Origin of the sequence: Falsiroseomonas sp. (assembly GCF_051859025.1) — a bacterium.
Lineage (GTDB): Bacteria > Pseudomonadota > Alphaproteobacteria > Acetobacterales > Acetobacteraceae > Falsiroseomonas.
The window spans coordinates 997,938-1,018,295 of sequence record NZ_JBHYGL010000001.1; the positions used below are offsets into that span (position 1 = coordinate 997,938).

The following is a 20,358-nucleotide window of genomic DNA, read 5'->3' on the forward strand; positions in this document are numbered from 1 at the left end:
CGCCGCCGCCATCCAGCGCGTCGTTGCCGGTGCCGCCCCGCAGCGTGTCCGCGCCTGCGAGTCCGTAGATCGTATCCGCGCCCGCATCGCCACTCAGCGAATCGGCGCCGATGTCAGCTCCCGGGTTGGCCTCCGGTCCACCAAAGACGGCATCATCGCCGGGCGTCCCGGGCAGGGTGTCATCACCGGTGGAGCCATAGGAAGCGGACATGGTCAGACTCACAAACGTGTGAGTCCACAGTTAATAGCCTGCCTCACAGCAGCAGAAGAGGCCCTGCCCCCCCTGCACCGCCATCCCGCCGGCTTTTTGTTTCGTTCTGTTTCGCGGTGCCGCGCGGCGCATGAGCGGCCGGCCATAGCCCTCGATGGGGCCTGGGTCGCCGCGACAGGGACGTGTGGCTGTTCGACCAGCCCTTGATCGAACCAGGCGGTGGGTACCGCCCGGCCCCGCCCGCTATTGCGCGGACAGCCCGCGATCCGTCAGCGTCACATCAGTGATCCGGCAGATGTCCACGCGGCGAAGCTCCACGCTACGTCCCGTATCCAGCACCGCCTTGAAGTCATAGAGGCCGCTATAGGCGGCGCGGAAGGCACGGCTGCGGCCGGCGGGCAGCACATCGGCGCCGAGTTCGTCGCGGGTCCAGTTGGGATTGCTGGAGGCGTCGAAATAGATCTCCGTCACCGTCCGGCTGGAGCGGTTGTGGAAGTTGAACCGCGTGTCGCAGTTCTGTGCCTGGGCAGGCGCCAGGGCGGTCGCGGCCAGAAGCGGCAGCGCGAAAAGTGCACGACGAAGCATGGGACGTTCCTGGACGCGGGGCTGGGCGCGTGATTGCGCCACGCCCGAAAGCCTAGGACCGGCCTCTCCGCGCTGTAACCAAGGTGATTGAATATGACAGAGATGACACGCGCCGGACGCGATCCGCCGCGGCCGGCGCCCTGCCCTTGCGGCGGATGCTGATTGCCCGATCCTGCCGCCATGCCCCCGCGCCTGCTGATCCTGGATTTCGACGGCACCCTGGCCGACAGCCGGCCCTGGTTCCTGGGCGCGCTGGATGACGCGGCACGGCGATTCGGCTTTCACCGCGTCACCGCGGTGGAAGCGGAGGGCCTGCGCGGCCTGCCGGTCCCGGCCATCCTCCGCGCGCTGCGGGTCGCGCCCTGGCAGGTGCCGATGATCGCGCTGCACATGCGGCGCCTGGCCGCGGCCGCGCCGGCCCCGCCGCTGTTCCCGGGCACCGCCGCCATGCTGCACCGTCTGGCGGCGGGCGGGATCACCCTGGCTCTCGTCACTTCCAACGCCGAGGCGAATGCGCGGCGCGCGCTGGGGCCGGCGGCGGAGACCATCACCCATTGGGCCTGCGATGCCTCGCTGCTCGGCAAGGCGGCACGGTTCCGCGCCGTGCTGCGCCGCGCCGGCGTGGCGCCGAGGGACGCAGCCGCCATCGGCGACGAGTTGCGCGATATCGAGGCCGCTCGCCGCGCCGGCATCCGCGTGGCCGCCGTCACCTGGGGCTACGGCACGGCGGACACGCTCGCCGCGGCGCGGCCGGATGCGGTGGTCACGGAGATGGGCGGGATCGCCCGATGGCTGGGGCTGGATCAGCCGATCCGCGCCACCGCGCCCGGCGCCAGCCAGGCCAGCTGACCCGCCGCGAAGGTCGCCACCGGCGCGCGGCTTGCGGCATCCACCACCACGACATCGCCCCGCAGGCCGGGCGCGATGCGGCCGCGATCAGCCAGCCCCGCCGCCGCGGCCGGGTTGGCGGAAACCAGCGCCCAGGCCCGCGCCAAATCCAGCACGCCGCGCCCTTCCATCACGAAGGCGGCCTCCAGCATCGCCGGCCAGTAGTAGTCGCTGGCGAGAACGGTCACGAGGCCGCGCTCCGCCAGCGGCGCGGCGGAAGCCCAGCCCATGTGGCTGCCACCGCGCACGACATTGGGCGCGCCCATCACCACCGCCTCCCCTTCCGCGCGCGCGGCCTCCGCCACCGCCTCGCTCATCGGGAATTCGCAGACGGCGGCGCCGAGGGCGCGGAATTCGGCGCGCATGGCGGGGGTCGCGTCGTCATGGCTCAGCATGGGAATGGCATGGGCCCGCGCGGCATCGGCCAGGCGCTGGCGGGCCGCCGGCACATCGGGCCGCATGGCGGCGGCGCGCTGGGCGAGGGCGATGAAATCCGCCGCCTTCACGCCGGCGCGGGCGGCATAGGCGGCGGCCTTGGCGGGGTCCGCGATGCGCCTCACGATCCCGGGCGTGTGGTCGTTGAAGGCCAGCAGGTGCACGCGACCCGCCGCCATGTCCGCCAGCAATTCATCCAGCGCGTCGAGGTTGTCGGCCTCGAACCGGCAATGGATTCGCAGGTCGCATCCCGCGCCGGCGCGCGCGGCCTCCACCGCTGCCAGCGTGGCGCGCCAGGCATCGATCCCGCGCAGGCCGGGTTCCCAGGATAAGGTGACGCCGAGGCAGGCGGTCGTGATGCCGGCGGCCAGCAATTGCGCGGCGCTGTCCCGCATGCCGAGCGCGGCTGGAAAGCCGATGCCCGGCCGCGGCTGCATCTGGCGTTCATGCGCATCGCCATGGATGTCCACGAGCCCCGGCATCACCAGCAGCCCCGTGGCATCGAAGCGCCGCACGCTGCCGGCCGCTTCGGCCGCGATGAAGCCCCCCGACAGCGCCACCTCGCCCGCGGCGAGCACGCCGTCGCGCAGGACCGTCCCGCCCACGATCATCCAGTCCATTCAGCTTTCCACCACCATCTGCATCCGCCCGGCGGCGTAGCGGGCGATTGTGACATCCACCACCTCGCCCGCCGGATCGACGTTGATGGCCTCGCTCACCAGCACGGGGCGGTTGCGGGATTGCTGGAGCAGGTCGGATTCCTCGGCGGTCGGCAGGCGGGCGGTGATGCGCGTGACCTTGCGGCGGTAATCCGGCACGCCGCAGGCCACCAGCGCCGCGGTGATGGAGGGATCCTCCTTCAGCAGATCGGGGATGCGGCCGAAGCGGGCGGCGGGGAAATGGTGCGTACCGATCAGGAGCGGCCGCCCATCGACCAGCGACAGCCGTTCCACCACCACCACCGGCCGCCCGCGCCGGATGCCGAGCAGATCGGCGATCGTCGCTTCCGCCGGCACTTCCTCGATCCGCAGCACGCGGCCGCCGGGTTCGCGATTCTGGCGGCGGATGATCTCGGAAAAGCGGGTGCGCGGGCCGAGGCGGTAATCCACCACATCCTCCGCCACGAAGCTGCCGCGGCCCTGTTCGATGCGGACCAGGCCACGGCCTTCCAGTTCCTCCATCGCGCGGCGCACGGTGTGGCGGTTCACGGCGAAGCGTTCCGCCAGATCCGCTTCCGTGGGCAGCCTGGCACCCGGGCCGTATTGCCCGCCGCTGATCTCGCGCTCCATCTGCTGGGTGATCTGGCGCCAGAGGGCGACGCCCTCTCCGCGCGCCAGCAGGGACATGGGCGGAATCCCGCGATCGCCAGCATCTGTCATTGAACGTTCAACCTCCCGGTGGCCTGGTCATGCCAGTTTCACTTGACCCTAACGACCCGGATAACTAGTCGTCTAGATGACTTTGGCAAGAAACATGAGCGAATTTGCACATACCGATACCGCTGCCGGCGCCCGCCGGCGCTGGATGTCCGTCCTGGCCCGCGCCGGGGCGGAGGATATCGTTCGCCACCTCGCCGATGCACCCCCACTGCCCGCGCATCGCCGCCTGCGGGGGCCGGAGACGGGCCTGGTGATGGTGCGCGGCCGCGCCGGTGGCGATGGCGCGCCCTTCAACCTCGGCGAGATGACGGTCACGCGCTGCAGCGTGCGGCTGGAGGATGGCACGATCGGCCACGCCCATGCGGCGGGGCGCGACCAGGCGCAGGCGGAGATCGCCGCCGTGCTGGATGCGCTGATGCAGACCGAGGCCTGGCACGCGCGGCTGGAGGCGCTGGTGATCGCGCCGCTGGAAGCCGCCCAGGCCGGACGCCGCGCGGAAACGGCGCGCCGCGCCGCCGCCACCAAGGTGGAGTTCTTCACCATGACCCAGATGCGATGAGCGGCGGTACCGCCCTGGCGGGCTTCGCCGACCCCGTCCTCGATTCACAGGCCGCCTTCCGCGCGGTGCTGGAAGCGATGAGCCGCCCCGGCCGTATCCAGCGCCTGCCGGTGCCGCCCGAACTGCCGCCGGGCATCGGCCCCGCAGCGGCGGCCGTGCTGCTGGCACTGGCCGATGCCGATACGCCGATCCGCCTGGCGGCGGGGGCGGATGCGCAGGCCTGGATCCGCTTCCACACCGGCGCCCGCGCCGCCGCGGCCCCGGACGCCGCCTTCGTGCTGGACCCCGTTGCCGGGCTGCTGGACCTGGACCCGGGCACGGAGGAGGAGCCGGAGCGCGGCGCGACCCTGATCCTGGAAGTCGAGAGCCTGGCGGAGGGATCGGGCTGGCGGCTTTCCGGCCCCGGCATCCAGACGACGCACCGGCTTGCCGTGGCCGGCGCGCCCGACGGCTTCCTGGCGGAATGGGCGGCGAACCGCGCCCGCTTCCCGCGCGGCGTGGATGTCATCCTCTGCGCCGGGGACCGGGTGGCGGCGCTGCCGCGTGGCGTGATGATCGAGGGGGGCTGAGCGATGTATGTCGCGACGAAGGGTGGCGAACGCGCCATCGGTGCCGCCCATGCCTGGCTGGCGGAAGTGCGCCGCGGCGACCCCGCGCAGCCCGAGATCACCACGGCCCAGGTGGACCAGCAGTTGGGCCTGGCGGTGGACCGGGTGATGGCGGAAGGCTCCTGCCACGACCGCGGCCTGGCCGCGCTGGCGGTGAAGCAGTCCCGCGGCGATCTCATCGAGGCCGCCTTCCTGCTGCGTGCCTATCGCACCACCCTGCCCCGCTTCGGCGCCAGCCTGCCGCTGGACACCAACGCGATGGCGCTGAGCCGCCGCATCAGCGCCACCTACAAGGATCTGCCGGGCGGCCAGGTGCTGGGGCCGACCTTCGACTACACGCACCGGCTGCTTGATTTTCGTCTGGCCGCGGAAGGCGTGACGCCTTCGCCCGTCCCGCAGGGCCAGGCTGATCCGGACCCGACGCCGCGCGTCACCGAACTGCTCGCGCAGGATGGGCTGATGCAGCGGGAAGCGGCGGAGGATGCCGAGCCCGGGGATCTGACGCGCCAGCCCCTGTCCTTCCCCGCCGACCGGCCCTTGCGGTTGCAGGCACTGGCGCGGGGCGATGAGGGATTTCTCCTGTCGCTGGGCTACTCCACCCAGCGCGGCTATGGCGGCAACCACCCCTTCGTGGGCGAGATCCGCATGGGCGAGATCGCGGTGGAATTCGTGCCGGAGGAGCTGGGCTTCGCCATCGACCTTGGCGACATCACCGTCACCGAATGCCAGATGGTGAACCAGTTCAAAGGCAGCCGGACGGAGCCGCCGCAATTCACCCGCGGCTACGGCCTGGTCTTCGGCCATGGCGAACGCAAGGCGATGTCCATGGCGCTGGTCGATCGCGCGCTGCGCTCACCCGAACTGGGCGAAGGCGGCGACGCGCCGGCGCAGCAGCAGGAATTCGTGCTGTCCCACTGCGACAATGTGGAGGCGACCGGCTTCGTGGAGCACCTGAAGCTGCCGCACTACGTCGATTTCCAGTCGGAATTGGAAAACGTGCGCACGATGCGCGCGGCGGTGATGAAGGAGCGGGGCGAATGAGCCACGACCCCGGCTACAACTTCGCCTATCTGGATGAGAGCACGAAGCGGATGATCCGCCGCGCCATCCTGAAGGCGGTCGCCATCCCCGGCCACCAGGTGCCCTTCGGGTCGCGGGAGATGCCGCTGCCCTATGGCTGGGGCACGGGCGGCATCCAGGTGACGGCCGCGGTGCTCGGCCCGCGGGACGTGCTGAAGGTGATCGACCAGGGCAGCGACGACACTACCAACGCCGTCTCCATCCGCGCCTTCTTCCGCCGCACGGCGGGGATCGCGACGACGGAACGCACGGCGGAGGCGACGATCATCCAGACCCGCCACCGCATCCCCGAACGCAAGCTGACCGAGGGCCAGATCCTGGTCTACCAGGTGCCGATCCCGGAGCCGCTCGCCAGGCTGGAACCCCGCATCGCGGAGACGCGCCGCCTGCACGCCATGGCGGATTACGGGCTGATGCATGTGAAGCTGTATGAGGACATCGCGAAGCACGGCCATATCGCGACCAGCTACAGCTACCCCGTGATGGTGAATGCCCGCTACCTGATGTCGCCGAGCCCCATCCCGGCCTTCGACAACCCGAAGATGGACATGATGCCGGCGCTGCAATTGTTCGGCGCGGGGCGGGAGAAGCGGATCTACGCCGTGCCGCCCTACACGCCCGTGCGCAGCCTGGATTTCGACGACCACCCCTTCCGCCCGATCCGCGCGCCGCATCGCTGCGAGCTCTGCGGGTCCGGCGACACCTACCTCGATGAGGTGCTGGTGGATGACAAGGGCGGGCGCATCTTCGTCTGTTCCGACACCGACCATTGCCAGGAACGCCAGGCGATGAAGGAGGCCGCGGAATGAGCGCGCCCCTGATGCAGGCCAGCGGCCTGAACCTGCGCTTCGGCCGCGTCGCCGCGCTGGATGATGTCGCGATCGACATCCATCCCGGCGAGGTCGTCGCCATCGTCGGCGAATCCGGCAGCGGCAAGACGACGCTGCTGCGCGTGCTGTCGGGCCTGATGCGCCCCGATGACGGTGCGGTGAGCTATCGCGGGCAGGATGTGCTGGCCATGCCGGAAGCGGCGCGGCGGCGGCTGATGCGCACGGAATGGGGTTTTGTTCATCAGAATCCGCGCGACGGGCTGCGGCTCGGCGTGACCGCTGGCGGCAATATCGGCGAACGCCTGATGGCCGTGGGCGCGCGGCACTACGGCAACATCCGCGCGGAAGCGACCGAATGGCTGAAGCGGGTCGAGATCGATCCCGCGCGGATGGACGACATCCCCGGCAAATTCTCCGGCGGCATGCAGCAGCGCCTCCAGATCGCGCGCGTGCTGGTGACGAAGCCCCGGCTGGTCTTCATGGATGAACCGACCGGCGGGCTCGATGTCTCCGTCCAGGCCCGGCTGCTGGACCTGATCCGCGCGCTGGTCGCGGACCTTGGCCTCGCGGTGCTGATCGTGACGCATGACATCGCCGCCGCGCGGCTGCTCGCGCATCGGGTCCTGGTGATGCGCCAGGGCCAGGTGGTGGAGGAAGGGCTGACGGACCGGGTGCTGGACGATCCGCAGCACGCCTATACGCAACTCCTCGTCTCCTCGGTGCTGGCGGCATGACCCCTTCCGATGACCGCAGGGCGCAGCCTGCGGAGCAGGCGAGTACCGGAGGTCTGAATCGGATGGGCAGTTGGGCGCTCAAGGCGGAAAGCCTGTCGAAACACTTCCAGCTGCACCTCCAGGGCGGCGTGCGCATCCCGGTGCTGCATGACGTGTCGCTGACGGTCGCGCCCGGCGAATGCGTGGCGCTGTCCGGGCCATCGGGCGCGGGCAAGTCCACGCTGATGCGCTGCCTCTACGGCAATTATGGCGCGGGCAGCGGGCGCATCCTGATCCGGCATGATGGCGAGACGGTGGACCTGGCCACCGCCGATCCGCGCCTGGTGCGGGCCATAAGGCGGGACACGCTCGGCTATGTCTCCCAGTTCCTGCGCGTCATCCCGCGCATCGGCGCCGTCGATATCGTGGCGGAACCGCTGATGGCGCGCGGCGTGGCGCGGGATGCCGCGACGGCGCGGGCACGGGAATTGCTGCTGCGGCTGAACCTGCCGGAACGGCTGCACGGGTTGCCGCCGGCCACCTTCTCCGGCGGCGAACAGCAGCGCATCAACCTTGCCCGGGGCTTTGCCGCCGACTACCCCGTGCTGCTGCTGGATGAGCCGACCGCCAGCCTCGATGCCGCCAACCGCCAGGTCGTGATCGGCCTGATCGGGGAAGCCAAGGCCCGGGGCGCCGCCCTCATCGGCATCTTCCATGATACGGAGGTGCGTGACCGCATCGCCGACCGCCTCTTCGACGTTGCCCCGATCCAGGACGCCGCATGATTCCCGAGACCATCCTGACCAACGCCCTTCTCGTCCTGCCGACGGAGGTGCTGGCTGGCACCATCGTCATTCGAGGCGACCGGATAGCCGATGTGCAACCGGGCCGAAGCCATGCCGCATCAGCGCAGGATTTGGGCGGGGACCATGTGATCCCCGGCATCGTCGATGTGCACACGGACAACCTGGAACGCCAGGTGCAGCCCCGCGCCACCGCGCGCTGGCCGTCGCGCTCCGCCATGATCGCGCATGACAGCCAGACGGCGGCGGCGGGTGTCACGACCGTGCTGGATGCGCTCTGCCTCGGCGACCTCGGCTTCGATGCGGGGCGGACGCAGACCTTCAAGGAGGGTGTGCAGGACCTGGATGCGCTGTCGGGCACCGGCCTGCTGCGCAGCGACCATTTCCTACATCTCCGCTGCGAATTGCCGGCGGCCGACATGGTGGAGCTGGTCGATCCCGTGGCGGATCATCCGCTGGTGCGCATGATCAGCCTGATGGACCACTCCCCCGGCGTCGGGCAGTACCGGGACGTGGATCGCTACAAGAAGATGCGCGTGCGCCAGCACAGCCTCTCCCCCGACCAGGTGGACAGGCGCATCGCCGAATTGTTGGAACAGCGCGGGCGGCTGCGCGAACCCCAGCGGCGCTGGCTGATCGACCGCGTCCGTCACCGTGCCCTGCCGCTGGCGAGCCATGACGATGCGACGCCGGAGGAGATCGCGGCCAATGCCGCCGACGGCATCATGATCAGCGAATTCCCCGTGGCGATGGAGGCCGCTGAGGCCGCGAAGCGCATGGGCGTGCAGGTCATCGCCGGTGCCCCCAACATCGTCCGCGGCGGCAGCCATTCCGGCAATGTCGCCGCCGCCGACCTGGTGCGCGCCGGCGCCGTCGATGTGCTGGCCAGCGACTATGTCCCCCCCGCGATGATCGAGGCCGCCTGGCTCGCGGTGGGGCATGGCGACACCACCCTGCCCGATGCCGTCGCGATGATCACCGACCGCGCCGCGCGCATGGCCGGCTTCACCGATCGCGGACGCATCGAAGCCGGGCTGCGCGCGGACCTCGTGCAGGTGCGCCCGCATGAGGGCCACGCCATCGTCCGCAAGGTCTGGCGGGCGGGGGAGCGCGTGGCGTGATGCGCGCCGCGCTCTATTGGGCGCCGCGGCTGGAAGACCCGCTGCATGCGCTGGGGTCGCAATGGCTCGGCCGGGATACGGAGACGGGCGCGACGGTCGCGCAGCCCGCTTTGCCCGGCCTCGACATCGCGGAGATCACCGCCGATGCGCGGGGCTACGGGCTGCACGCCACGCTGAAGCCGCCCTTCCGGCTCGCGACCTCCTGGGCCGCGATGCGGGCGGATGCGATGGCGCTGGCGGCGCGGACGCGCCCCTTCGCCCTGCCGCCGCTGAAGCTCGCGGATCATCACGGCTTCCTGGCGCTGCTGGAATCCGAAAAGTGCCAGCCATTGCAGGATCTCTGCGATGCCTGCGTCACGGCGCTGGATGCTCATCGCGCGCCGCCGACGGAAGCCGAGATCGCCCGCCGCAACCCCGCGCGGATGACGGAACGGCAGCGCGAATTGCTGCACCAGTACGGCTACCACTATGTGCTGGACCAGTGGTGGTTCCACGTCACGCTGACGCGCCGCCTGACCGCCGAGGAACGCGCCGTGGTCTGGCCGGCGCTGGAAGCGCATCTCGGCACCGTGCCGTCCCAGCCGCGGCGGGTGACGGAGTTGTGCCTGTTCACCCAGGCGGGGCCGGGCGCGCCCTTCCTGCTGGCCGAGCGTCTGCCGCTGCTCGGCTGAGGGCGGCGATCACGTCATCGACGCCGGCCTCGATGGGGCCGTCATTCATCACCGTCACGATGTCGAGGCCGGGGGGCAGCTTCACCTCCCGCGCCAGGCGGGCCTGGATGTCAGCGGCATCCTCTCGCCCCCGCGCGAGCAGCCGCGCGGTCAGCACGGGCAGCGGCGCGGTGATGCGCAGCACGCGCAGGCGGTAGCGCCGGTCGGCATCGGGCAGTACGGCGCGGGAGAGGTTCGCCACCACGACGCGGCCGGCCGCCATCTCATCCTCGATGGCGCGCGGGATGGCGTAGGCCAGGCCATGCGCCTCCCACCACAGGGCGAAGCCGCCGGCATCGCGGCGGGTGGCGAACTGGGCCTCCGTCAGCGCCTCATGATCCTCCCCGCCCGCCTCGGCGGGCCGGGTGATCGCGCGGCGGGCGAAGACGAAGCGGGGATCGGGGCCGAGGCGCAGTCGCGCCGCTGCCATCAGCGTATCCTTGCCCGCGCCGGAAGGCCCTACGACAGCAACCAGCATCGCCCGATCATGCACCGCAATATTGACCGCATAGCTTCTGCCTGCGCCTATCGCACCACTCAAGACAGTTGCATGGGTCTGACACCGAATGTTCACGACGCGCCCCGAGATCGCCGGCACCTTCGGTGTCGTCGCCTCCACCCACTGGATCGCCTCGCAGGTCGGCATGTCGGTGCTGGAACGCGGCGGCAATGCCTTCGATGCCGCGGCGGCCGCGGGCTTCACGCTGAATGTGGTGGAGCCCCACCTGAACGGCCCGGGCGGCGACTGCCCCATCATCCTGCACGACGCCAAGGCGGGCGCTCAGCGCGTGGTGTGCGGTCAGGGCGTGGCGCCGGCGAAGCTGACGGTTTCCCACATCAAGGACGATCTCGGCCTGGATCTGGTGCCGGGCACGGGCTTCCTGCCCGCCATGGTGCCCGGCGCCTTCGATGCCTGGGCGCTGATGCTGCGGGACTGGGGCACCTGGTCGCTGCGCGACGTGATGTCCTACGCCATCGGCTATGCGCGCCGCGGCGTGCACTACGTGCCGCGCGTGGTGGCCACGATGAACACGGTGAAGCCGCTGTTCGAATCGGAATGGCCCACCTCGGCGGAGATCTGGCTGCGCAATGGCGGCCCCGTCGCGGGCGGCCTCTATGCCAACCCGACGCTCGCCGATACCTGGGAACGCCTGCTGCGGGAGGCCGAGAGCGCCGGCCATGACCGCGTCGCCCAGATCGAGGCCGCGCGCAACGCCTGGTATGGCGGCTTCATCGCGGAGGCCATCGGCGATTTCTTCGCCAAGAACGAGATGCTCGACACCTCCGGCCAGCGCCACCGCGGCGTGCTGACGGCCGATGACATGGCGCATTGGCGCGCCGGCATCGAGGCGCCGCTGAAGCGCGACTACCGCGGCACCACGCTGCTGAAATGCGGCGTCTGGTCCCAGGGCCCGGCGATGCTGCAGACCATGGCGCTGCTGGAAGGCTTCGACATGGCGGCGATGGACCCGCTGGGCGAACGCTTCGCGCACACCGTCGTCGAAGCCATGAAACTCGCCTTCGCGGATCGCGAGGCCTTCTATGGCGACCCCAACTTCGTCGATGTCCCCATCCATCACCTGCTGTCCGACGCCTACAATGAGGAACGCCGCAAGCTGATCGGGGAGAGCGCGTCGCTCGACCTCCGCCCCGGGACGCTGCCCGGCATGGCGACCCCCTGGGTGGACCACAACGCCGCCGCGCGGGCCGAGATGCTGACCCGCGCGCCTGGCGCCGGGGAGCCGACGGTATCGCGCCTCGGTGCCTCCGGCGGGGACACCTGCCACATCGATGTCATCGACGCGCAGGGCAACATGATCTCCGCCACGCCATCCGGCGGCTGGTTCCAGTCGTCGCCGGCGGTGCCGGGGCTGGGCTTCTGCCTCGGCACGCGCGGGCAGATGTTCTGGCTGGATGAGAACCTGCCGAATGGCCTCAAGCCCGGCAAGCGGCCGCGCACCACGCTGTCCCCCGCCATGGCGCTGAAGGATGGCAAGCCCTGGCTCAGCTTCGGCACCCCGGGCGGGGAGCAGCAGGACCAGTGGCAGCCCATCATGTTCAGCCGCATGGTGGACCATGCGATGACCATCCAGCAGGCGATCGACGCGCCGGCCTTCCACACCGAACACTGGCCCAGCAGCTTCTGGCCGCGCGTGGCGAAGCCCGGGAAGGTCGTGGTCGAGGGCCGCTACGCGCCGGATGTCGCCCCCGCGCTGGCCGCCCGCGGCCACCTGGTGGAGACCGGCGGTGAATGGTCCGAAGGGCGCCTGACCGGTGCGCGGCAGGAGGATGACGGCCAGTTGTTCGCCGGCGCCAACCCCCGCGGCATGCAGGGCTACGCCGTCGGCCGGTGACGCGGGCGTGACGCGCCGTTGAATTGACCGGGCGGCACCACGGTTGCAACGGTGCCGCCATGCCGGGACACAACGGAATCGCCTTGGGGGGAATCGCCTTGGGGTTGCTGCTGGCCATGGCCGGCTGCGCACCCCTCCCCGCCCCCCGGCCGGCGCCACCCGCCCCGGTCGCCACCGCCCCCGCGCCACCGCCGAGCCTGGCGACGCGCGTGCGGCGAGAAGCCTGGCTGACGCGCTTCTGGGAACAGCTGACGCCCTCCCAGCGCAGCCGCGTGCTGTCCCGGATGCGACGGGGCGAGGCACCGCTGGCGCGGACGGAGGCCGAGGCCGCGCCCATCTGGGACGGGCTTGGCCTGCCGGAACGCAACGCGCTGGTCTTCGGGCCGGGCCTGCCGCGCGCCGCCACCACCACGGATTGAAAGACTGGCATCCGGGCCACCACCCCTGCCATTCTCGCAGGGAGGAACCCCGCCATGCTGAAATTCGTCATCCTGCTGCCGCTGCTGCTGATGCCGCCCCCTGCCGCCGCCCAGGCTTCGATGCCGGACCTGTCCTGGGTGGAGCGGGACTGGTCCGCGCTGGATACCCAGCAGCGCGGCCGCGCCGTGCGCCGCTTCGGCCGCGACCAGGAACGCGATGCCCGCCCGGACCGGCCGGAGATGCAGGCGCGCTGGGATGCGATGACGCCCGGCCAGCGCCGCGAACTCATGCTCGGCCCGCGCCGCGCGACGCGGGAGGCGGGGGGCACACCGCCGCGCGCGGAACGACTGCCGAGGCCACCGCCGGCCGCGCCGCGCCCGGGGCTGGTCGCGCCGCCGCCCGCCGCGCCTTCCGTCCCTCAAGGCGCTTTGCGGCAGGACCTGTCCAGGGCTTAATCGCGGGGTTCACAACGAATCCGGGAACCCCGCCCATGATCCGCCGCCGCGCCTTGCCTGCCCTCGGTGCCTCGCTTCTGGCCGCGCCCGCCTTCGCCCAGGCGCCCTGGCCCGCGCGCCAGATCCGCCTGGTGGTGCCCTATCCCCCTGGCGGCGCCAGCGACATCGCGGGCCGGCTCCAGGCGCAGGTGCTGCAGGAGGGACTGGGCGTGCCCGTGGTGGTGGACAACCGGGCGGGCGCCGGCGGCACCATCGGCACGGCGCATGTCGCGCAATCCGCCCCCGATGGCTACACGGTCATGATGGCGAGCCCGTCCAGCCACCTCGGCGCGCCGCTGCTGTTCAAGACCCCGGGCTATGAGGGCGTGGACGACTTCACCGCCATCGCCACCTTCGCCACCGGCACGGCCATGGTCTGCGTCACCAACAGCCTGCCGGTGCGCAACATCCAGGAACTGATCGCCCATGCCCGCGCCAATCCGGGCAAGCTGAACTACGGCAGCGCCGGCGCGGGTGGCGCCAACCACATGCTGGGCGTGCTGTTCATGCAGCGCACGGGCGTCGAGTTGACGCACGTCCCCTATCGCGGCGCGGCGCCCGCGCTGGCCGATTTGATCGCCGGCAACATCCAGGTGGTGTTCGACAGCTTCTCCGGCATCATCCCTACCGTGCGGGCGGGCCAGGTCCGGGCGCTGGCCGTCACCAACCCCACGCGCTGGCCGCTGGCGCCGGAATTCCCGACCGTGCAGGAACAGGGCGTGCCGGATTACGACCTGCCGAGCTTCTCCGCCGTCATGGGCCCGCGCGGCATCCCGGAGCCGATCGTGGCGCGCATGAACAGCGTGATCAATGAGGGGCTGAAGAACCCGCAACTGGTGGAGCGCCTGACCGCCCTCGGCAACGCGCCCTACCCCACGACGCCGGCCGAGTTCGGCGCGCTGATGCGCGCGCAGCGCACCACCTGGCAGACCCTGGTGCGCGCCACGGGCCTGCAGCCGGAGTGAAACCGGACGGGGAGCGCCACGGCGCTCCCCGCATTTGCCCTACTTGGTCGCCTGCGCCCGAAGCTGCGCGATGGTGGCGCGGTTCGTCACCTGGTCCGGGTTCATCCGGACCTCGATGATGGCGGGCTTGCCGCTGGCCTTCGCGCGCTGGAAGGCAGGCACCATCTCCTCCGTGGTTTCGACCACTTCGCCGTGGCCACCGAAGCTTTCAATGAACAGGCGGAAATCCGGGTTGGTCAGCGCGGTGCCGGAAACGCGGCCGGGATAGGTCCTCTCCTGGTACATGCGGATGGTGCCGTACATGCCGTTGTTGAAGACCATCACGATGGGCGTGGCGCCGTGGTGGAAGGCGGTCGCGATCTCCTGCCCCGTCATCAGCGCGCCGCCATCGCCGACGAAGCACAGCACGGTGCGATCGGGATGCGTGATCGCCGCGCCGATGGCGGCGGGGATGCCGTAGCCCATGGCGCCATTGGTCGGGCCAAGGAAATCCTGCTTCTCCGACACATGCATGAAGCGCGTCGGCCAAGTGGCGAAGTTGCCGGCATCGCTGGTGAAGATGGTGTCGGCGGGCAGCACCTTCTCCAGCGCCTGCAGCGCGACGGCAAGGTTCAGCGGGCCCTCGTAGGACGGCGCCTTGGCCTGCGCCTCCCGCGCCGCGCGGACGCTGGCGCGCCAGCCGGCCCAGCGCGGGGAGGCCACGGGCGGCAGCGCGGCGGCCGCGGCGGCGAAGGCGTTGAGATCCGACACGATGCCGAGCGCCGGGCGATAGACGCGGCCGATCTCCGCCTGGTCGGGATAGACATGGATGATGGGCTTGGACCCCGCCATGTCGAAGATCGTGTAGCCCTGGCTCACAGGCTCCCCGATCCTGGTCCCGATGGCGAGGATCAGGTCGGATTCCTTCGCCTTGGCCACCAGCCCGGCATCTGCGCCGACGCCGAGATCGCCCGCGAAATGGGCGGAGGTGCCATCGAACAGGCCCTGGCGGCGGAAGCCGACGGCCACGGGGATGTCGTTGGCGGTCAGGAACCTCGCGATGTCCGCGCGGCCCTGGTCGGTCCAGCGGCTGCCACCGAGGATCGCCAGTGGCTTTTCGGCCTTGGCCAGCATCGCCATCAGGCGGGGCAGCGCATCGGGCGCGGGGTGGGGCGGCAGCACCGGGGCGGGGCCGATATCCACGGCCTCCACCAGGTGCTTCTGCATCTCCTCGCTCAGCGCCACCACCACCGGGCCCGGGCGGCCGCTGGTGGCGACATCGAAGGCATGGGCCATCAGCTCCGGGATGCGCGCGGCTTCGTCGATCTGCGTGACCCACTTCGCGATGGGGCCGAAGAAGCGGCGGTAATCCACTTCCTGGAAGGTCTCGCGATCCGTCTCGTTCATCGGAATCTGGCCGACCAGCAGGACCAGCGGCGTGCTGTCCTGGAAGGCGACATGCACGCCGATGGCGGCGTGGCAGGCGCCGGGGCCGCGGGTGACGACGGCGACGCCGGGGCGGCCGGTCAGCTTGCCATGGGCTTCCGCCATGTGGACGGCACCCGCCTCGAACCGGCAGGTGACAAGTTCGACGCGATTCCGCTGGGCATAGAGGCCATCGAGCAGGTCGAGATAGCTTTCGCCCGGCACCGCGAAGACATGAGTCGCGCCATTGGCGACCAGCGCATCCGCGAGCAACTGCCCGCCGGTCCGAGCCTCGATCCCTGCCACTGCTGGCCTCCCCTTGATCTGACCCAAGGGGTTTAAAACAGAAGCGGCCGCCGGGCTATCCGGCGGCCGCCTCGCAGCTATACGACGCTTGGGTGGCTATTCCGCCGGCGCGGGGTGGCCGCCATGCGGCTTGGCGGGCGTGCGCTCCAGCTCCGCCAGCCTGGCCGCCACCGCGCCGATCGGCTTGGTGAAGGGCGCCAGCAGCAGGTACAGCGCCGGCACGGCATAGAGCGTGATGAAGGTGGAGAAGGTGACACCACCCACGATCACGACGCCGAGCGCCTGGCGGCTTTCCGCCCCCGCCCCCGTCGCCATGGCCAGCGGCACCGCGCCGAAGACGGTCGCGATGGAGGTCATCAGGATGGGCCGCAGCCGCACGACGGAGGCTTCCAGCACCGCGTCATGCACAGAAAGCCCGCGGTCCCGCAGCTGGTTGGCGAATTCCACCACCAGGATGCCGTTCTTCGCCATCAGCCCGATCAGCAGGATCATGCCGATCTGGCTGAAGATGTTCAGCGTGCCGCCGGTGAAATGCAGCGCCAGCAACCCGCCCGTGAGCGCAAGTGGCGTGGAGAGCAGGATGATCAGCGGGTGGATGAAGCTTTCGAACTGCGCCGCCAGCACCAGGAACACCACCAGCAGCGCCAGGGCGAAGGTCACGTAGAGCGCGCCGGAGCTTTCCTTGAACTCCAGGCTCTGGCCGCGATAGCTGATGCGCGTTTCCGGCGGCAGCACGTCCCGCGCCGTCTGCTCCATGAAGGCCAGGGCCTCGCCCAGCGTGTAGCCGGGGGCGAGGGAGGCGCTGATGGTGATGGCGCGCACCCGGTCCTCACGCGCCAGGCTCTGCGGCCGGGCGCGCTCGCTCAGCGTCACCAGGTTGGACAGGGGCACGAGCGCACCCTGGGAGGAACCGCTGCCCGCGATCAGCCCCAGCTGCCCGCCGGAGCTGGTGCGGACGAAGATGTTCTGCAGGTCGTAGGGCGTGGCGCGGTCGCTCTCCCGCGCCTGGATGAGGATCTTGTACTCGTCGCCGCCCTGGACATAGGTCCCGACCTCCCGCGACCCCAGCATCGTCTCGATCGTCCGGCCGACGGCCTGGATGGAAAGACCCATCTCGGCGGCCTTGCGGCGGTCGATCTCGACGCGGATCTCGGGCTTGGTCTCGCGGTAGTTGCTGTCCAGGTTCAGCAGCCGCGGGTTCTGCCGGGCGCGTTCCAGGAAGCGGTCGCGCCATTGCACGAGCGTGGCGTAGTCAGACCCGCCGATCACGAACTGCACCGGCGGCTGGAAGCCGCGCTGGCCGAGGGAGGGCGGGTTGAGCGCGAAGGCGCGCACGCCGGGGATGGCGAGCAGCTGCGGCATCATCTCCGCCGCGATCTGCTGCTGCTTGCGGTCCCGCTGTTCCCACGGCGCCAGGCGCATGAAGATGTTGGCGACGTTGGACTGGGCGGGGCGCTGGAAGCCGCCGACGGTCGCGAACTGGCTGTCCACCTCGCCGCGTTCCACGAAGGGCTGGAGGATGCGTTCGACCCGCATCACCTGTTCCCGCGTATAGGCGAAGGATGCGCCTTCCGGGCCCGTGGTCGGGATGATGATGGTGCCGCGATCCTCGACGGGCGCGAATTCCTTGGGGAGGATGTTGAACAGCACGCCTGCGAGCCCCGACAGCACCGCGACGCCCGCCAGCGTGATGAGCGGCGCGGCCAGCGCCCGCTTGAGCGTGACACGCAGCACCCAGTTCATGCCGAGGAAGAAGGGTTCCGTCCACCGGATCAGGCGGCTGTCACCCTCATGCGCCTTCAGCAGCTTGGAGCACATCATCGGCGTCAGCGTCAGCGCGATGAGGCCGGAGAAGACGACGGAGGCCGCGAGCGCGAAGCCGAATTCGGTGAACAGCCGGCCCGTATTGCCGCCCATGAAGGACAGCGGCACGAAGACCGCCACCAGCACCAGCGTCGTCGCGATGACCGCGAAGGCGATCTCCCGCGACCCGCGGAGGGAGGCGAGCAGCGGGTCCTCCCCCTCCTCGATCCGGCGGTGGACATTCTCCAGCACCACGATGGCGTCATCGACGACCAGGCCGATGGCGAGCACGAGGCCGAGCAGCGTCAGCACGTTGAGCGAGAAGCCGAGGGCCGCGAGCGCGGTGAAGGAGGCGATGAGCGAAACCGGGATGGCGACGGCCGGGATGATGGTGGCGCGCCAGGACCGCAGGAAGAAGAAGATGACGATGACGACGAGTGCCAGTGCCACGACCAGCGCGTGCTCGACCTCATAGATCGACCGGCTGATGAAGGTGCTCTCGTCATAGCCGATCACGACCTCCACGCCATCGGGCATGGAGGCGCGGATGCGCTCCACCTCATCCTTCACGCCCTGCGCGACGGAAAGGGTGTTGGCGGTGGATTGCCGCAGGATGCCGAGGCCGACGCCCGGCTTGCCGTTGATGCGGTATTCGCCGCGGGTGTCCTCCGGCGCCACCTCCACCTGCGCGACATCGCCCAGCGTCACCTGGCCGTTCGCGTTGCGGGACAGGACCACCTGGCGGAACTGCTCCGGCCGGCTCATGCGCGTGTCGGTGCGGACCGTCAGCTCCCGCGCCGTGCTCTCGATCCGCCCGCCCGGCAGCTCGATATTCTCGCGGCGGATGGAATCCTCCACGTCCTGCACGGTCAGGCCGCGGGCAGCGAGGGCCTGGCGGTCGAGCCAGAGCCGCATGGCGGGCTTGCGCTCACCCAGCACCAACACCTGCGCCACGCCTTCCACGATGGCCAGGCGATCGACGAAGCGGCGGCGCGCCACCTCCGTCAATTCCATCGGCGAAAGCGCATCCGACACCAGCGCGACCCAGAGGATCGGCCTCGCATCGCCATCCACCTTCTGCACCACGGGCGTGTCGGCCTGTTCCGGCAGGCGGGCGAGCGAGCGCGCCACGCGGTCGCGCACGTCGTTCGACGCGGCATCGACATTGCGGGACAGGCGGAACTCGATGGTGATCTGGCTGCGTTCGTCGCGCGACTGGCTGGTGATGAACTTGATGCCCTCGATCCCCGCCACCGCGGCTTCGAGGATTTCCGTGATCTGCGTGTCCACCACCGCGGCGGAGGCGCCGCGATAGGTGGTGGTGACGGAGACGACGGGCGGATCGATGGCGGGATATTCCCGCACCGGCAGGCGCATCAGCGCCGCCAGGCCCAGCACCATCAGCATCAGGCTGATCACCATCGCGAAGACGGGTCGCTTGATGGAAACGTCGGAAAGCACCATGGCCGGTTATCCCGTCTTGCAGCCGGTCAGGAGGTCGGGCGGGTCAGGGTCTCGGTCACGCGCACGGGCGCGTCGTTGCGCAGGCGCTGGATGCCGCGGACCACGACGTTGTCGCCATGCTGCACGCCCGACAGGACCTCGACCTCGCCCTGCAGGCGCTGGCCGACGCGGATTTCGACGCGGCGGGCGCGGTTGTCGCGGATCACATAGACGAAGTTGCGGTCGCCCAGCGGGTCCAGCGCTTCCTCCGCCACCAGCAGCGCGTCGTCGCGGCGGCTGAGGACGACTTCGACGGTCATGAACAGGCCGGGCTTCAGGGCTTCATCCGCATTGTCGAATTCGCTGATGACGCGGATGGTGCGGGTGCTGGTGTCGATGCGGGTATCCACCACGGCGACGGTGCCGGTGAAGCGACGGTCGCCGAAGGCGCTGCTGCGGGCCACGACGGTGGCGCCCGCCTGGACGCGCGCCAGGAACACTTCCGGCACTGAGAATTCGACCCGGACGCGGGAGATGTCGTCCAGCGTTGTCACCAGCGTTCCGGGCTGCACCAGCGCGCCGACGCTGACCTGGCGAAGGCCGACACGACCGGAGAAGGGGGCGGCGACGCGCAGTTCCTCCAGCCGGGCCTGCGCCTGGCGGACGCGGCCCTCGGCCTGGCGGGCCACGGCTTCGAGGGTTTCCAGCCGCTGGGCGGCGATGGACTGGCCGGGCTGCAACTGGCGGGCGCGGACCACCTGGCTGCGGGCGTCATCGGACAGCGCCCGGGCCTGGTCCAGCTCCGCCCGCACGGCGCCGGCATCGAGATCGACCAGTTGGTCGCCTTCCCGCACACGCTGGCCTTCCTGGAAGCGGATGGCGGTCACCATGCCGGTGACCTTGGCGGTGATGGAAACCGAGTCGCGGGCGCGGACGGTGCCCACGGCCTCCGCCCGGTCGATCACGGTCCCGACACGGACGGGGGAGACGGCGACGCCGATCGGGCCGCCAGCGCCACCACCGCGCGCGGCCGGCGCGGGCGCAGCCTCAAGCCCGACAAGGGCCAGGGGGCGCGGCAGGCCGTACTGCTCACCATACATATGCCAAGCCGCGCCAAGCCCCCCGATGAGGGCCAGAACGGCTAGCTGGGAGGTTGTGCGCATGCGACCCCAGTCCTGACAGCATTGTTCCGGCCCGCCCCGACAGGGGACGGGCGAGAATGACGACCCTGCTATTCGCCAGTCCGG

General features: G+C 70.5%; 21 protein-coding genes. 13 read left to right on the forward strand and 8 right to left on the reverse strand.

Translation table 11 applies throughout. From position 1 onward, the window contains the following. Positions 1–211, reverse strand: a 211-nt coding sequence (locus ACTIE5_RS04885) for a calcium-binding protein (RefSeq protein ID WP_439548560.1), incomplete at its 3' end; no start/stop codon positions are given. 243 nt (positions 212–454) lie between these two features. Then, on the reverse strand, positions 455–796 hold the full coding sequence (locus tag ACTIE5_RS04890; protein ID WP_439548561.1) for a hypothetical protein: 342 nt from the start codon (positions 794–796) through the stop codon (positions 455–457). A 162-nt stretch (positions 797–958) separates the two neighbouring features. On the opposite strand from ACTIE5_RS04890, the gene ACTIE5_RS04895 reads away from it, so the two are divergent. Then, positions 959–1,645 carry an HAD hydrolase-like protein gene (locus tag ACTIE5_RS04895; RefSeq protein WP_439548562.1) on the forward strand — a complete coding sequence of 229 codons (687 nt, stop codon included), beginning with the start codon at positions 959–961 and terminating at the stop codon, positions 1,643–1,645. Here ACTIE5_RS04895 and ACTIE5_RS04900 read toward each other — a convergent pair. Together ACTIE5_RS04900 and phnF are read right to left on the reverse strand one after the other, a co-directional pair. Further along, a complete protein-coding gene (locus ACTIE5_RS04900) occupies positions 1,600–2,739 on the reverse strand; it encodes an alpha-D-ribose 1-methylphosphonate 5-triphosphate diphosphatase (RefSeq protein ID WP_439548563.1) in 1,140 nt (379 codons plus the stop codon). The genes ACTIE5_RS04895 and ACTIE5_RS04900 overlap by 46 nt on opposite strands. After that, a complete protein-coding gene (phnF, locus tag ACTIE5_RS04905) occupies positions 2,740–3,465 on the reverse strand; it encodes a phosphonate metabolism transcriptional regulator PhnF (protein WP_439548564.1) in 726 nt (241 codons plus the stop codon). It lies immediately after the preceding gene. Positions 3,466–3,592: 127 nt separating this feature from the next. Here phnF and phnG point away from each other — a divergent pair, with 127 nt between their 5' ends. The 8 genes from phnG to ACTIE5_RS04945 all read left to right on the forward strand — a co-directional run bounded on the left by phnG (position 3,593) and on the right by ACTIE5_RS04945 (position 9,883). Further along, positions 3,593–4,057: a phosphonate C-P lyase system protein PhnG gene (phnG, locus tag ACTIE5_RS04910; protein ID WP_439548565.1), complete on the forward strand. Its 465-nt coding sequence runs from the start codon at positions 3,593–3,595 to the stop codon at positions 4,055–4,057. After that, on the forward strand, positions 4,054–4,626 hold the full coding sequence (phnH, locus tag ACTIE5_RS04915) for a phosphonate C-P lyase system protein PhnH (protein WP_439548566.1): 573 nt from the start codon (positions 4,054–4,056) through the stop codon (positions 4,624–4,626). The genes phnG and phnH overlap by 4 nt, the downstream gene beginning before the upstream one ends. Positions 4,627–4,629: 3 nt before the next feature. Then, a complete protein-coding gene (locus ACTIE5_RS04920; RefSeq protein WP_439548567.1) occupies positions 4,630–5,706 on the forward strand; it encodes a carbon-phosphorus lyase complex subunit PhnI in 1,077 nt (358 codons plus the stop codon). Then, positions 5,703–6,554 carry an alpha-D-ribose 1-methylphosphonate 5-phosphate C-P-lyase PhnJ gene (locus ACTIE5_RS04925; protein ID WP_439548568.1) on the forward strand — a complete coding sequence of 284 codons (852 nt, stop codon included), beginning with the start codon at positions 5,703–5,705 and terminating at the stop codon, positions 6,552–6,554. Before ACTIE5_RS04920 ends, ACTIE5_RS04925 begins: the two co-directional genes overlap by 4 nt. Further along, positions 6,551–7,309 (forward strand): phosphonate C-P lyase system protein PhnK, encoded by a 759-nt coding sequence (gene phnK / locus ACTIE5_RS04930; protein WP_439548569.1) that lies wholly within the window; start codon positions 6,551–6,553, stop codon positions 7,307–7,309. Before ACTIE5_RS04925 ends, phnK begins: the two co-directional genes overlap by 4 nt. Positions 7,310–7,371: 62 nt before the next feature. Continuing rightward, positions 7,372–8,073 carry a phosphonate C-P lyase system protein PhnL gene (gene phnL, locus ACTIE5_RS04935; protein ID WP_439548570.1) on the forward strand — a complete coding sequence of 234 codons (702 nt, stop codon included), beginning with the start codon at positions 7,372–7,374 and terminating at the stop codon, positions 8,071–8,073. Then, positions 8,070–9,212, forward strand: coding sequence for an alpha-D-ribose 1-methylphosphonate 5-triphosphate diphosphatase (locus tag ACTIE5_RS04940; RefSeq protein WP_439548571.1), 1,143 nt, complete (start codon positions 8,070–8,072; stop codon positions 9,210–9,212). The genes phnL and ACTIE5_RS04940 overlap by 4 nt, the downstream gene beginning before the upstream one ends. Further along, positions 9,212–9,883: a DUF1045 domain-containing protein gene (locus ACTIE5_RS04945; RefSeq protein ID WP_439548656.1), complete on the forward strand. Its 672-nt coding sequence runs from the start codon at positions 9,212–9,214 to the stop codon at positions 9,881–9,883. Before ACTIE5_RS04940 ends, ACTIE5_RS04945 begins: the two co-directional genes overlap by 1 nt. Here ACTIE5_RS04945 and phnN read toward each other — a convergent pair. Then, positions 9,822–10,400, reverse strand: coding sequence for a phosphonate metabolism protein/1,5-bisphosphokinase (PRPP-forming) PhnN (gene phnN / locus ACTIE5_RS04950; RefSeq protein ID WP_439548572.1), 579 nt, complete (start codon positions 10,398–10,400; stop codon positions 9,822–9,824). The two genes, ACTIE5_RS04945 and phnN, sit on opposite strands and share 62 nt — an antisense overlap. 88 nt (positions 10,401–10,488) lie before the next feature. On the opposite strand from phnN, the gene ACTIE5_RS04955 reads away from it, so the two are divergent. From ACTIE5_RS04955 to ACTIE5_RS04970, 4 genes are all read left to right on the forward strand, one after another. Continuing rightward, a complete protein-coding gene (locus ACTIE5_RS04955; RefSeq protein ID WP_439548573.1) occupies positions 10,489–12,276 on the forward strand; it encodes a gamma-glutamyltransferase family protein in 1,788 nt (595 codons plus the stop codon). Positions 12,277–12,374: 98 nt separating this feature from the next. Then, positions 12,375–12,695, forward strand: a complete 321-nt coding sequence (locus ACTIE5_RS04960) for a hypothetical protein (RefSeq protein ID WP_439548574.1) — start codon at positions 12,375–12,377, stop codon at positions 12,693–12,695. A 54-nt stretch (positions 12,696–12,749) separates the two neighbouring features. Beyond that, positions 12,750–13,151 carry a hypothetical protein gene (locus ACTIE5_RS04965; protein ID WP_439548575.1) on the forward strand — a complete coding sequence of 134 codons (402 nt, stop codon included), beginning with the start codon at positions 12,750–12,752 and terminating at the stop codon, positions 13,149–13,151. 35 nt (positions 13,152–13,186) lie between these two features. Next, positions 13,187–14,155, forward strand: coding sequence for a Bug family tripartite tricarboxylate transporter substrate binding protein (locus ACTIE5_RS04970; protein WP_439548576.1), 969 nt, complete (start codon positions 13,187–13,189; stop codon positions 14,153–14,155). A gap of 39 nt (positions 14,156–14,194) precedes the next feature. Here the strand turns inward: ACTIE5_RS04970 and ACTIE5_RS04975 are convergent, their stop codons facing one another. The 3 genes from ACTIE5_RS04975 to ACTIE5_RS04985 all read right to left on the reverse strand — a co-directional run bounded on the left by ACTIE5_RS04975 (position 14,195) and on the right by ACTIE5_RS04985 (position 20,274). Then, entirely contained in the window at positions 14,195–15,865 is a 1,671-nt protein-coding gene (locus ACTIE5_RS04975) for a thiamine pyrophosphate-dependent enzyme (protein ID WP_439548577.1), read from the reverse strand. A gap of 96 nt (positions 15,866–15,961) precedes the next feature. Beyond that, the gene (locus ACTIE5_RS04980) at positions 15,962–19,132 is read right to left on the reverse strand and encodes an efflux RND transporter permease subunit (RefSeq protein WP_439548578.1); all 3,171 of its coding nucleotides are present in this window, start codon (positions 19,130–19,132) and stop codon (positions 15,962–15,964) included. Between the two features lie 26 nt (positions 19,133–19,158). After that, complete coding sequence (locus tag ACTIE5_RS04985) at positions 19,159–20,274, reverse strand: efflux RND transporter periplasmic adaptor subunit (RefSeq protein WP_439548579.1); 1,116 nt, start codon at positions 20,272–20,274, stop codon at positions 19,159–19,161. Positions 20,275–20,358: the final 84 nt, after the last annotated feature.

Excerpts from the sequence above, each read along its gene's own strand:
- ACTIE5_RS04890 (WP_439548561.1), bottom strand. The coding sequence starts at position 796 with ATGCTTCGTCGTGCACTTTTCGCGCTGCCGCTTCTGGCCGCGACCGCC.
- ACTIE5_RS04900 (WP_439548563.1), bottom strand. The coding sequence starts at position 2,739 with ATGGACTGGATGATCGTGGGCGGGACGGTCCTGCGCGACGGCGTGCTC.
- phnF (WP_439548564.1), bottom strand. The coding sequence starts at position 3,465 with ATGTCCCTGCTGGCGCGCGGAGAGGGCGTCGCCCTCTGGCGCCAGATC.
- phnG (WP_439548565.1), top strand. The coding sequence starts at position 3,593 with ATGAGCGAATTTGCACATACCGATACCGCTGCCGGCGCCCGCCGGCGC.
- phnH (WP_439548566.1), top strand. The coding sequence starts at position 4,054 with ATGAGCGGCGGTACCGCCCTGGCGGGCTTCGCCGACCCCGTCCTCGAT.
- ACTIE5_RS04920 (WP_439548567.1), top strand. The coding sequence starts at position 4,630 with ATGTATGTCGCGACGAAGGGTGGCGAACGCGCCATCGGTGCCGCCCAT.
- ACTIE5_RS04925 (WP_439548568.1), top strand. The coding sequence starts at position 5,703 with ATGAGCCACGACCCCGGCTACAACTTCGCCTATCTGGATGAGAGCACG.
- phnK (WP_439548569.1), top strand. The coding sequence starts at position 6,551 with ATGAGCGCGCCCCTGATGCAGGCCAGCGGCCTGAACCTGCGCTTCGGC.
- phnL (WP_439548570.1), top strand. The coding sequence starts at position 7,372 with ATGGGCAGTTGGGCGCTCAAGGCGGAAAGCCTGTCGAAACACTTCCAG.
- ACTIE5_RS04940 (WP_439548571.1), top strand. The coding sequence starts at position 8,070 with ATGATTCCCGAGACCATCCTGACCAACGCCCTTCTCGTCCTGCCGACG.
- ACTIE5_RS04945 (WP_439548656.1), top strand. The coding sequence starts at position 9,212 with ATGCGCGCCGCGCTCTATTGGGCGCCGCGGCTGGAAGACCCGCTGCAT.
- phnN (WP_439548572.1), bottom strand. The coding sequence starts at position 10,400 with ATGCTGGTTGCTGTCGTAGGGCCTTCCGGCGCGGGCAAGGATACGCTG.
- ACTIE5_RS04955 (WP_439548573.1), top strand. The coding sequence starts at position 10,489 with ATGTTCACGACGCGCCCCGAGATCGCCGGCACCTTCGGTGTCGTCGCC.
- ACTIE5_RS04965 (WP_439548575.1), top strand. The coding sequence starts at position 12,750 with ATGCTGAAATTCGTCATCCTGCTGCCGCTGCTGCTGATGCCGCCCCCT.
- ACTIE5_RS04970 (WP_439548576.1), top strand. The coding sequence starts at position 13,187 with ATGATCCGCCGCCGCGCCTTGCCTGCCCTCGGTGCCTCGCTTCTGGCC.
- ACTIE5_RS04980 (WP_439548578.1), bottom strand. The coding sequence starts at position 19,132 with ATGGTGCTTTCCGACGTTTCCATCAAGCGACCCGTCTTCGCGATGGTG.
- ACTIE5_RS04985 (WP_439548579.1), bottom strand. The coding sequence starts at position 20,274 with ATGCGCACAACCTCCCAGCTAGCCGTTCTGGCCCTCATCGGGGGGCTT.